Origin of the sequence: Selenomonas sp. FC4001 (assembly GCF_000701565.1) — a bacterium.
GTDB lineage: Bacteria > Bacillota > Negativicutes > Selenomonadales > Selenomonadaceae > Selenomonas_A > Selenomonas_A ruminantium_B.
Genome location: NZ_JNJF01000004.1, coordinates 190,304 through 202,428, shown reverse-complemented (window position 1 = coordinate 202,428; position 12,125 = coordinate 190,304). Strand labels below are relative to the sequence as shown.

The window sequence follows — 12,125 nt, the reverse complement described above, 5'->3', positions numbered from 1 at the left end:
CGCGCAAAACCTGCTAAGCTGTGTTTATCAAATTCAGCTGCCATAGAGTACGCGCCCCACTTCGGCAAGTGTTGTAAGTCCGGCAGCAGCTTTGGCTTCGCCGTCCTTCCATAGGGATTCCATGCCCTGCTTTATGGCGATTCCTTCAAGTTTTTCCCGGCTTTGACCGGTCAGAATGGCCTCACGGATTGACGGGTCAATTACGAGCAGTTCCTGCAAGGCCAGCCTGCCACGATAAATTTCCTGCTCCGCATCCACACAGCGGCGTACCAGGCGCTGGGCTAGTACGCCGGACAGGGTGGCGGCCAGAAGATACGGCGGTACGCCCATTTCCAGCATGCGGAACACGGCCGCTACGGCATTTTCCGTATGGAGAGTTGTCAGCAGCAAGTGACCGGTCAGCGCCATGCGCACGGCCATCATGGCGGTTTCCTCGTCACGGATTTCGCCAAGCAGAATCCCCTGCGCATCCTGCCGTAAAATCGCCCGCAAGCCGCTGGCATAGGTCAGCCCGGCCTTGGTATTTATCTGCACCTGATTGATTCCCTGAATATGGCGTTCGATGGGGTCTTCGAGGGTAATCCATTTTCTGGCCGCGGTATTGAGTTCCCGCAGGGCGGCGTATAGGGTCGTGCTCTTCCCGGAATTCATAGGACCGCAGACGATAATCAGGCCTGCGGGACGGTTGAGAAGCTTACGGAACTGCGTTTCTTTGTCTGGTGTAAAGCCCAACTCCCCGAGACGCAGCAAATCTTCCTGCAAATCCAGCAGGCGCAGGGTCAGCATTTCGCCGCCTGCCACAGGCATAACGGCCGCCCGTACATCCACTTTATGTCCCTGCTCGGCAAAGATAAAGGAACCATCCTGGGGCTGCTGGTGTTTGGCAATATCCATATTCCCCTGCACCTTGAAGCGGGAAATCAGCATCGGTGCTAAACTTGCCGGCAGGCGAAAGGGCAGTTCCGTCAGTAAGCCATCCACCCGCAAACGGAACCGCAATTCCTCGCCATAGGGTTCCATATGTAAATCGCTGGCCTGCTGCTCAATGGCCTGCAATAGCAGAAAATTTGCGAGCCGCACAATGGCAGAGTTTTCGGTGCCACCTGCGTCCTTTTGTCTGGCCTCCTGACGGCATTGGCTGATTAAGATACGCCAAAAGTTTTCTTCGTTATCCATAGCCATCCCTGTCCTTCGTTTTAAGATATATGTCTACTTCGATAGCATACTGTCTTTATCCTGCTGAATGTCAGGCAATTATTGCCTAAAAAAATAAGCGGCCTTTCGACCGCTTATCCGTTATTTTTCCATATGTTGTTGTAATTCATCCATAAAGGCCCGGGCTGTTTTTTCTGAAATCAAAACCTGGGGTTCGTGTGCCTTCACTTCTTTTACGGCCTGCTGGAATGCTGCCTGCTTGCTCTGGTCGCCAGCCAGCACTTCCAGACCAAGTTTGTCGGCCTGCAAGATGCGGCGGAACTGTTCGAGCTGGGGCTGACATTCCTTTAACACATTGGGGGACAGTTCCTTTTGTAAGGTCAAAATTGACTTGTCAATTTTTGACAGGTCAGCGAGCAGTTTTTCGCGGTTGCTGTCATTGGGATTCTGCCAATACGCATCCATAAGCTTCCGCAGGGCGGCACCGTCTTCGGGGCCGATAATTGCCCAGCTCACCACCATATGCTGACTTTGGTCAGCAAAGGCTTCCATATCCGCAGCCAAATTGCCATACTGTGCTTTAAGGGCTTTGTGCCAGGCCTGCTGTGCATCGTATTTGCCGGGATTTAAGGCATAATCTGCACCTGTGGCCAGTGAAATCTTGGAGAGCTCCGCATGCTTCATGGGATTGAAGAAGATGGCCGGCATATTTGCCTTTACGGGCAGTTTTTCCACAGGTCCCAAGGCCAGCTTAGCTTCCAGATAATCGCTGACAGGATAGTTCCACCATACGCCCAGCTGACGGCCATAAAGCGCATTGGCTTTGGCATATTCTTCATCCGTCAGCCCATCGGGCACCACCTTATCACCGGTGTAGAGCACGAGGATATTCTTATCAAGTGTGGTGGAAAAATTCTGGGTGTATTCCTTTATTGTGCCTTCGCTTTCCATGTCCAGACGATAGTATTCCGTTGGCACGGTAATCAGCGGGGAAATGTCCGTATGCTTCGCGATAAAGTTGGCGTTGACCCAGTTGAGAAATTCTGCCTGACCCTTGCCGTCCTTATTTTTGATGTCGTCAAAGAAAATCGCAAAATCCCTTACGCCCATATCGTACATGGCGGTAAGTTTTTTCAGCATAGCCTGCTTGTCCTGCTCAGCTTCCTGCCCGCTAAAGTGAATATCCAGCCCCGGGGAAATCGCAAAGATAAATTTGACCTGCTGTTTTTTTGACTCGTCAATCAAGGCTTGCAGCTCAGCCATCTTATCGGCCGGATACATCTCCCGCCATTTTGCGCGATGATAGGCATCGTCCTTGGGTGCATAGATATAGGCATTCAGCTTATGTTCATGGCAGAATTGCAGCATGGAGAGCCGGTCGGCCTGCGACCAAGGCGTACCATAAAAACCTTCCACCACACCCCGCAATGGAACAGCCGGAGCACTGAACGCAGGCATACTGCCATAGACTGCCACAGCCAGCATCGCTGTCAGCCCCAACACCCATTTCCATTTGATTGTCAAGAATTTCATCATCATAACCACCTTTACAGCTTGAAGATAATCTGCCGTTTATAGAGGAAATTGGCTACCGGCAGCCAAAGCACTACCCAAAGCGCGGCATAAAATAGTATACTGAGCGGTGCGCCCAATAGCCCTAACAGCGTATTTTGCCAAAGCCAGACATAAACCGGCACGCCATGAACCGGCAGATACCAAAGGAATAATAAAATCCTGTCCGGAACGACAAACATAAACAGCGGATTATGCCCCAATAAGCGGAACGGCGTAAACAGCCACTCCGTAAAGCCAGGAAACAGACTGCACGACACCTGCAAGAGTCCCAACAACCACATAAAACCGCCGCTGGTCAAGAGCACATAAGGCGCCGTCCACAGCTGTTTGCTGATGATATCCAAATAGCTCCAGGCGCCGCCCATAATCAGCAAAACCGTACCGCTAACCAATAGCAACAGCACGCGTTCAAACACAGGGGCGCTCTTCAGCGTCAACTGTTTTCCAGCCAACATCCCCCACAAAAAAGATGCCGTAGCCGCGATGGTTCCATAAAGCCCCTCTGGGTCAAAGGCTTTTCCTTGATAACAGTGCGCTACACCGGGGAACAAGCCATCAATCAGCATGCTGATGTTGTTGTCCGGGCTGAACGGATTGGTGGTGTCGTAAAGATGGAAACAGGTGGAAGACAGCACCAACAGCAGCAATGCCATAATGGCAATCAGCTTTTCACTGCGCAGCCACCAGGTGATAATCATACCAAAGAAATACACCAGCCCCAGCCGCTGAAGAACCCCCATCAACCGGCCATGTTCGACAATATCCGTCCATAAGGAAACATCCGCAGTTGGATAAAAAATATGCTGCAATAGTATTGGCAGCTGATTCAACACGATGCCCAATAAAATCAGCAGCGCAGAGCGCCGGAAAATCGTATTGAACTTATCCCACGAATTGTCCCACTCATGCTTGGGAAACCACAAAGCCCCCGCTGTGCCCATGATAAAGACAAACCCCGGAAAAGCCAAATCCGCCAGCGTCAGCCCCGCCCAGGGAGCATGCAGCAAAAGCGGATAAGCCTGTTCAAAGTTCGGCAGGGAATTGACCAGCAGCATAACGGCAATAGCCAATCCCCGGAAGATGTCTATTGCGGGCAGCCGCCGCTTATTTTTTAATTCGATTAACATAACTGCCTCTATTCTAAAAAGTATTATCTACATCTATTTCATAGCAAGCTTAATGGACACTTTCAGTGTCCACACGCCCTTACACGAACACTAAGCTCCCACTGCGCCTTTGGCTTGTGCTCGCTAAGTGTTCATAGTAAAACAGGATGGCTTGTGCCATCCTTGCTTTTATATCATACCCTATAATTATACTTTTTGTAAAGGGAAGCAATATTTAGTTTTACTTGTCCAAATCCTCAATGGCCTGCGCTGCGCCCATAATGCCGATAACGGCATGTTCAAAGGTCAGACCGCCCTGCAAATAGACGTTGTAAGGTGCGCGCATCGGGCCGTCGGCACTGAATTCAATGGACGCGCCCTGCACGAAGGTACCTGCCGCCATGATAATCTGGTCGGCATAGCCCGGCATATCCCAAGGCTCCGGTGCCGCATAGGAATCCACAGGGGAATACTTTTGAATGCCGCCGCAGAAAGCTACCATCTTTTCGGCTGTACCGAGCTCGATGGCCTGAATGATATCGCCGCGCACATCCGTGGGCAGCGGCAGCGTCTTATAGCCTAAGCGGGCAAACATGCCAGCGGCAAAGATGGCGCCCTTGATGGACTGCGCCACTACATGGGGGGCTAAGAACAGTCCCTGGAACAGCAGGCGGTTGTTGGCGAGGCTTGCGCCCAGTTCATCGCCCATGCCCGGTGCCGTCAGACGATAGGAAGCCAGTTCCACCAATTTATCCTTGCCGACAATATAGCCGCCCGTCGGGGCAATGCCGCCGCCAGGGTTTTTAATCAGCGAACCCGCCATAATATCTGCGCCTACCTGCGTCGGTTCCAGCGTATCCACGAACTCACCATAGCAGTTATCCACGAAGCAGATGCAGTCCGGCTTAAGGCGGTGCACTTCGGCGCAGATGGCCTTAATGTCCTCAATAGACAGGGGATTACGCATGCTGTAGCCACGAGAACGCTGAATCTCCACCATCTTGGTCTTGTCGGTGATGACGTTTTTAATGCCGTCCATATCAACTTTGCCATCAATCATGGGCAGTTCGTTATAGAGCACGCCGAATTCCTTGAGGGAACCGGGGCTGGGATTATCGTAGCCGATAACCGTCTGCATGGTGTCATAGGGCTTACCTGTCAGCGATACGAGCTCATCACCGGGGCGCAGGATGCCAAAGAGCACCGTAGCGAGTGCATGGGTGCCGGACACAAACTGCGTGCGCACCAAAGCGCGTTCTGCACCAAAGATGTTCGCATAGAGTTCTTCAAGCTTGCTGCGGCCGATATCGTCATAGGCATAGCCGGAAGTCGTGTTGAAATGCGCGTCGGACACCTTGCATTCGCGCATGGCATCGAGCACTTTCAGCGTATTTTCCTCGGCAATCGCATCTACATGTGCAAAAAGCTCCTGCGACTCTGCCAATACTTCCTTCTTTAAGTCAACGATTTTTTGTGAAAAAGCCAATGTAAACTTACTCCTTTAATTCATACTTTGTGAAATTATCTTTTTCCGATAAGGGCAGGCGCACTTCCACCTTTGTGCCTGTCTCCTCATACGCCGTTTCCACCACGGCATTTAACTTATGCAGTTTCGTGACCGCCGCCCCTTCATCATAAGGAATCAAGAGCGTCATGCGCACCTGGCTTTCCTGGAAAAAGCCTTCGATACGGCGCTGCAAACCATCGAGATTTTCTCCCGTCATGGCGGAGATAAAGACCCCATCCCGGCCGTGGAGCAGCTGCTCCCGGATATGGGGATTGTCTAGCTGGTCGGCCTTGTTGAACACAAAGAGCACGGGCTTATCGTCCGCCTCCAGCTCCTTGAGCACCGCCACCACCGCTTCAATCTGGGCTTCGAGGTTTTCATTGCTGCAGTCCACCACATGGAGCAGCAAATCAGCCTCCTGCACTTCCTCCAAAGTTGCCCGGAAGGCCTTGACCAGAGTATGGGGCAGTTTTTGGATAAAGCCTACCGTATCGGTCAGGAGCATCTCCTGCTTTTCCGGCAGCTGCAGATGGCGGGTTGTCGGGTCAAGGGTCGCAAAGAGCTTATCCTCGGCAAAGACCTCGGACCCTGTAAGCTTGTTTAAGAGTGTGGACTTGCCCGCATTGGTATAGCCCACCAGAGCCACGAGCGGAATCTGCGACTCCTTGCGGCGCTTGCGGTGCAGGCTGCGGCTTTTCTTCATGCCGTCAATCTGTTCTTCGATATCGTGAATCTTGCTGTAGATGCGCCGCCTGTCCACTTCGAGCTTCGTTTCACCGGGGCCGCGGGTACCGATGCCACCGCCAAGACGGGATAGTGCTAACCCCTGCCCGCTAAGGCGGGGCAGATTGTAGCGGAGCTGGGCAAGTTCTACCTGCAATTTGCCTTCACGGGAGCGCGCCCGCTGGGCAAAGATATCGAGAATCAGCGCCGTGCGGTCAATGACCTTGACGCCTAGCATCCGCTCCAGATTATGCTGCTGGGAAGGCGTCAGTTCATCATCGAGAATCAGAAGCGTTGCTTCTAAGTTCTGAATCTCCATCGCCAGCTCATTGACCTTCCCGCGGCCTAAGAAAAACGCCGCATCCGGCTTTTCCTTGCGCTGGGTAAAGGTCGCTACTACTTTGGCACCAGCCGTATCGGCCAGGCGTTCGAGTTCGGCCATGGATTCTTCAATAGGCCAGCTGCTGCCAGGACGTTCCACACCCGCAAGGATGGCGCGTTCCACTTCATCATCGGTGCTCTTGGTGCTCTGGGCCGCCAATTTCTTATTGACGACAGTCACCAAAAGATTCAAGTTAATCTGTGCGAGTATCTTATCCTCTGCGGGGCCATACTGCGTCAGCAGCTGCGTACCGTCCTCGCTCATTTCGCCCGCAAAGAACGCCAGGCAACCGATAATCTTTTTATCCTTGCGCCCAATGGCCGCCATGCAGTCAAAGCGCAGGCGGCGCAGTGAGGATAAATCCGGCGCACTCAGGCGCACATCCCCGCTCGGATGGGTATGAATGCAGCGAATTCCCGACAGTCGCAAATCCGAGCGGGTCTTTTGCTTGAACTCCGGTAAATCCACCGTCGCCGTATCGCCCAAGGATACCTGCATCACCTTGCCCTGACGGTTTAAGTATACCGCCACTTCCCTGTCTGTATCCTCGGTGATGGCGAGCATTTCCTCATTGAGTTCCCGCGTGGAAATCTGCCCGATGGGCACCCGCATATCATAGAGTGCCTTGAGTTTTTCGAGGATATAGGTTTTGATATTGGCTAAATCGCCATTTACTTGCATAGCCATCTCCTATCAGCCACGGTTTACAATATTGCCGATATGCTTGAGCATAATCGACAGAGTCCCATCCTCATTGTTATGGAACTCCATGAACTCCGTGTTGTCAAAATACTCCGAGGGAATCGTGAGCTCAATGCCTGTATCGGTCTTGAGCTTATGCTTGCACATCTTTTTGATGGTCGCTTCCTGGTCCATCTTCACGGGTTCGGTAAAGCCTGCCTCCTTGATGGCATTGTCAAAATCTGCCTGCATGGAAGGATTTTCCTTGAAGATTTCCTTGCCGGCCTCCACCAAATCCAGCTCGTCGGTATTCTGCATGTTTTCCGTTACATAACTCTTGACCGCTGCTTCCGTGGCCACTTTGTCCTGCCCATAAGCCTCAGCGACCTTCGCTGCCGTCTTGCTGAGGTTCTTGATGGCCTCCTTGGGCGATGGGGTCAGGCTGCATTCCAAGAGGATTTCGGGAAAGACCAGAATGCTGTTGCCGTCAATGGTGTATTTTTTCGCCGTCACCGAGATTTCCTTGCTCTCCGTGTCGATAAAGGCAAATTCCTCCATCTTCTGTGAGAGGTTCGGCATAATCGAATAATGATTGATGATTTCGTTCTTGATGCCAGCTTCCGTCTGATTGACCTGATGGGTGTAGCCGATATGGCTATTGGACTTAAAAATCACAATCTGCCGCCGGTCGTCAATGCGTACATCAGCCACAATCACATCACTCGAAGCCATTTCCTCGGCATGGACGAAAGCATCTTCGAGTTTCTTGGTGAGCTCTTTCGAGAACGGCACAAAGCTCATTTCGCCGCTCAAATATTCCTTAATGAGCTGGGCGCAATGGCTGTCATCATAAAAAGCACCCGGCTTGGCATCCTGACTGCCCCAGGATTTTTCGATATGCTTGAGCAGGAAGGTTTCAATGCTGTCCTGTACCGTGAGTTCCTCATCCGAATACACCGTCATGCCGGAGTTGAAATCGAGTATATGTAAAATCGCTTTATCAATTATTACCATAATGTATCTGCTCCTTCTGTTCCTCTGCCCATTTTCGCACCTGCTGCAGGCGGGCGGGCATGCGGCTGCTCAGTTTTTCTTCCAGTTCCCGCAGGTCACTGGAGTCAAAGTCGTAATTTACATCGGGGATATTCCAAATCCGCGCCTCGGAGAAGAATTCATCCCGGTAGATATTGTAGTAAACCGTAAAACTGCTGGCCAAGGTAAAATCCACATAATCGATGACGATATAGGAACCATTGTTGATTTTGACAGGTTCCGCCGGACGGATAAAGAGTTCAAAGCCTTCATTCTCTGCCGGCAGGTCAAGGCCATACTGCCACTCCGGCAGATTGAGCCCCTTGACAATACTGCTGAGGGTGGCCGAATTAAACTGCGCCATATCCTGGAGCACCTGTTCAAACTGTGCAACCAAAAGCTCCTCGAACACAGAAAGCTTCGCCGTGATAAACTCAATGCGGGCGAACTCAATCAGGCCGATTTTCAGCCGCACCTTGTACTCATGGGTTTCCTCATGGAAGTAGACGATGGCACTCTTATGCCAATCCTCGTTGACATAGGCATACAAATCATATTTATCCTTGCCGATGACCGGCTCCCGCCGCAGCTTGAAGCCATGCCATTCCTCCGGCAGATTGGCCATATATTCCCAGCCGTCGGTTTCCTCTTTTATCTTAGCAATGGTATCTTCTTTCATCTTCGTCCCTCATTGCCTATAATACAAGAAAAGCTCCCAGGCAGCGCCTAAGAGCTTGTAAAATCAAATGGTGACCCACCACGGAATCGAACCGTGAACCTACTGATTAAGAGTCAGTTGCTCTGCCAGTTGAGCTAGTGAGTCATGCGCCCTGTTCTCAAGGACATGTACTATAATAACACCAACATTCCCTTGCGTCAAGGACTTTTTTAATTTTTTTTCTAAAATTTAACTTAGATAAAACTCTGCACCGCATTCTCCATCAAACAGCAATGAAAGATTTCCGTGCGGTTGGACACGTTCATCTTTTTGGCGATGGACGAGATATGCTTCTTTACCGTGGTTTCCGCGCAGAACAGTTTGTCGGCTATCTGCTGATTGGTCATGCCCCGGCAGATAAGACCGGTAATCTGACGCTCCCGGTCGGTGAGGCCGAAGCGTTCCGTCAGCACTTTCTTGGCATAACGCCCCTTATCGTTCTGGGGATGGAATTCATACATCTTCCGGGTAACCAGCGGTTCCAACAAGCGCAGGCGAAAGAGTTCCTTCTCCTGGAAATTACCGCTTTCTTCCTGACGCAGCAGCCAGAACTTGCCTAAGAGCAGGTCGTTATGCACCAAGAAAATCTTGCAGGCATAACTCATGCCCCATTCGTCATGAATCATGCGACCGATTTCAGTATTGGATAAAAATTCTTCGCTAAACATATCGGAGTCGCGAAAAATAAAGGATTTATTCTGCCACTCCATGGATGTATAAGCGCTGGATTTGTGAGCCAGTTCTGCCGCTCGGAAAATTTCGGTAACCGTGGGGACAAACTTAGCCTGGGGATGGGCTAAGGGTTCGAGACAGTCCTTGTGGTTGGGGTTATTCTTCACTACGTAGGAAACACCACAGTCAAACGGAGCAATCTCACTTAAAACTTCGAACACAATATGCCGGAAATCTTCAACGGAAGCAGTCATAATACGGGTCAGTCCCGTTGACATCTGCCAGCATTCCTGTTCATTCAGTTGCAGCATACATTCCTGCCTTTCTTGGGGATTCGTTATTAACACACAAATACCATAACACACATCTGCCTCATTATACACTAAAAAAGCAGGCCATACAAGACCTGCTTTTTCTAAATATAATTCCTTTACCTGCAAAGCTTCCCCACTCTTGAAGGCATTTGTGTGTCATCACTTCCCCAAGTGACAAAAATTATTATACGCTGGGCGAGTGGTGACTACAATGCTCCAAAGGTAGAAACTTTGCAAGCAGCTACTACCATAGTAGTAGTCTTAGCGAACTTTATCGGCAGCTGCTGCCAGTTCCTGCAGCTCCTCGCCGGTAAATTCATACTTCTCATTGCAGAAGTGACAGGAAACTTCCGCCTTGCCATCGGCAACCAGGCTGTCCAAATCCTCCTTGCCCAGGCTGATGAGCACGTTAAAGAGCATTTCCTTGGAGCAATGACACTTGAAGGCCAAATCTGTTTCTGACATATAGTTGATGTCAAAGCCCTGCAGCATTTCGGCAATGATGTCCTTGGCCGAATAGCCCTTCTCCACCATATGCGAAACGGAATTGACCTTCTGCAGGTTGGCTTCGAGCTTCGAGATACATTCTTCCGTAGCATCCGGCAGCGGCTGAATAAAGAAACCGCCCGCACCAATGCACTTAAACTCCGGGTTCACCAGAACGCCCAGACCGATACTCGACGGCGTCTGCTCGGAAACATAGAGATATTTCGTCAGGTCGTCGGCGATTTCGCCATCGGTGATTTCACAGCTGCCCGTAATCGGATTTCTAAGGCCCGTAAAACGGGTCACAGACACGGTACCATTCGTGCCGACACCGCCGCCCACATCAATCTTGCCCTTTTCATTAAGGGGCAGGTTCACATGGGGATTGCCCACATAACCGCGCACATAACCTTCCGGCGTAGCATCGGCAGTCACAATGCCCAAGGGGCCGCCGCCGTTAAACTTCACCGTCAGAGCTTCCTTGTTCTTGAGGTTGGCGGCAAGCAAAAGTGCCCCGGTCATCGTGCGCCCCAGGGCTGCTGCCGCCACCGGATAGCAGTCATGGCGGCGAATTGCCTCATTTACTAAATCCGTAGTCACTGCCGCATAAATGCGTACACCATCGGCCGTGGCTTTTACTAAATGGTCTTTCATTACATCTTTCCTCTCAATAATAAAGGCCCTCCCCTGCGGGAAGGCCTGCTTGTCAATCAAACGTATAAGTTGCCAGAACTTCGTCCGTATCAATATCATAAATCGAAATCGTCTTTTTGTCCAGCACCGCAAAGGTATTGCGCTTGTCTTCCCGCTTGGAAAGAGCCGCCGAACCCGGATTCAAAAAGACGGTATTGCCCCGCTTTTCGAGCACCGTGGTATGGATATGCCCGCTGATAAAGAGGTCAGCTTTCAAGTGTGCCGCCAGTTTATCCTTTTCGGCATCCGTCATCACGGCATCGCCGTGAGTCACGATAATGCGCAGTCCTTCAGCTACCACATAGGCATAAGGCGCTTCAATGGGCAGTTCCAGACAACTGGCATCCACAGAAGAATCACAGTTACCCTTGGCAATGATGACCGGCACCGGGCAGTTGTTGATTTTTTCCACAAGTCCGGCCGGATTATAGTCCGCCTTCATCGGATTGCGCGGTCCATGATAGAGCACATCGCCGGCATGAAGAATCATATCCGCATCATGGAACTGCTTGTCAAAAGCGGTCTGCCATGCGCCCTCATGGCCATGCGTATCGCTGATAATGCCAATTTTCATTTGCTTCCAGCCTCCTAAATACTTAGCCGATTTTCTTCAGCAGGTTTGCCATTTCCATAGCAGCCATAGCAGCATCCGTACCCTTGTTGCCGGCCTTCGTGCCTGCGCGTTCCACAGCCTGCTCGATGTTTTCCGTGGTCACCACGCCAAAGATAGTCGGTACTCCCGTCTGCATGCCAACCTGGGCAACACCCTTGGAAACCTCGTTGCAGACATAGTCATAGTGGGTCGTCGAACCACGGATGACAGCGCCCAGCGCGATAACGGCATCATACTTGCCGGATTCGGCCATCTTCTTGGCCACAACGGGAATCTCAAATGCGCCCGGAACCCAGGCCACATCAATATCTTCGTCCTTAGCTTCATGGCGATGCAGGGCATCCAACGCGCCGCCTAAGAGCTTGCTCGTGATGAATTCGTTAAAGCGGGCTACTACAATACCCACCTTCATATCTTTTGCGGTAATAAATCCTTCAATAACATTAGCCATTGTCATTTCCTCCTAAA

At 51.2% G+C, this 12,125-nt stretch carries 11 protein-coding genes and 1 tRNA gene; all 12 read right to left on the bottom strand.

The genetic code is table 11. The features are described from left to right. Nucleotides 1-33: 33 nt before the first annotated feature. The 12 genes from T320_RS00980 to ribE all read right to left on the bottom strand — a co-directional run bounded on the left by T320_RS00980 (nt 34) and on the right by ribE (nt 12,108). The gene (locus tag T320_RS00980; protein WP_037352493.1) at nt 34-1,176 is read right to left on the bottom strand and encodes a GspE/PulE family protein; all 1,143 of its coding nucleotides are present in this window, start codon (nt 1,174-1,176) and stop codon (nt 34-36) included. Between the two features lie 120 nt (nt 1,177-1,296). Continuing rightward, complete coding sequence (locus tag T320_RS00975) at nt 1,297-2,694, bottom strand: protein O-GlcNAcase (protein ID WP_231465813.1); 1,398 nt, start codon at nt 2,692-2,694, stop codon at nt 1,297-1,299. Between the two features lie 8 nt (nt 2,695-2,702). Beyond that, on the bottom strand, nt 2,703-3,857 hold the full coding sequence (locus tag T320_RS00970) for an acyltransferase family protein (RefSeq protein WP_037352056.1): 1,155 nt from the start codon (nt 3,855-3,857) through the stop codon (nt 2,703-2,705). Nucleotides 3,858-4,077: 220 nt separating this feature from the next. Next, the gene (locus tag T320_RS00965) at nt 4,078-5,322 is read right to left on the bottom strand and encodes a methionine gamma-lyase family protein (RefSeq protein WP_037352053.1); all 1,245 of its coding nucleotides are present in this window, start codon (nt 5,320-5,322) and stop codon (nt 4,078-4,080) included. Nucleotides 5,323-5,329: 7 nt separating this feature from the next. After that, the gene (gene hflX, locus T320_RS00960) at nt 5,330-7,129 is read right to left on the bottom strand and encodes a GTPase HflX (RefSeq protein ID WP_037352050.1); all 1,800 of its coding nucleotides are present in this window, start codon (nt 7,127-7,129) and stop codon (nt 5,330-5,332) included. Nucleotides 7,130-7,141: 12 nt separating this feature from the next. Beyond that, the gene (locus T320_RS00955) at nt 7,142-8,143 is read right to left on the bottom strand and encodes a nucleoid-associated protein (protein WP_037352047.1); all 1,002 of its coding nucleotides are present in this window, start codon (nt 8,141-8,143) and stop codon (nt 7,142-7,144) included. Beyond that, the gene (locus T320_RS00950; protein WP_037352044.1) at nt 8,130-8,840 is read right to left on the bottom strand and encodes a hypothetical protein; all 711 of its coding nucleotides are present in this window, start codon (nt 8,838-8,840) and stop codon (nt 8,130-8,132) included. The genes T320_RS00955 and T320_RS00950 overlap by 14 nt, the downstream gene beginning before the upstream one ends. A gap of 68 nt (nt 8,841-8,908) precedes the next feature. Then, a tRNA-Lys gene (locus T320_RS00945) sits at nt 8,909-8,984 on the bottom strand. A gap of 89 nt (nt 8,985-9,073) precedes the next feature. Then, a complete protein-coding gene (locus T320_RS14340; protein WP_074812673.1) occupies nt 9,074-9,862 on the bottom strand; it encodes a helix-turn-helix domain-containing protein in 789 nt (262 codons plus the stop codon). Nucleotides 9,863-10,126: 264 nt separating this feature from the next. Further along, nucleotides 10,127-11,005 carry an Hsp33 family molecular chaperone HslO gene (gene hslO, locus T320_RS00935; RefSeq protein ID WP_037352041.1) on the bottom strand — a complete coding sequence of 293 codons (879 nt, stop codon included), beginning with the start codon at nt 11,003-11,005 and terminating at the stop codon, nt 10,127-10,129. Nucleotides 11,006-11,057: 52 nt separating this feature from the next. Further along, complete coding sequence (gene yfcE / locus T320_RS00930; protein WP_026766006.1) at nt 11,058-11,618, bottom strand: phosphodiesterase; 561 nt, start codon at nt 11,616-11,618, stop codon at nt 11,058-11,060. Nucleotides 11,619-11,640: 22 nt separating this feature from the next. Then, a complete protein-coding gene (gene ribE, locus T320_RS00925; RefSeq protein ID WP_014424133.1) occupies nt 11,641-12,108 on the bottom strand; it encodes a 6,7-dimethyl-8-ribityllumazine synthase in 468 nt (155 codons plus the stop codon). Nucleotides 12,109-12,125 lie beyond the last annotated feature (17 nt).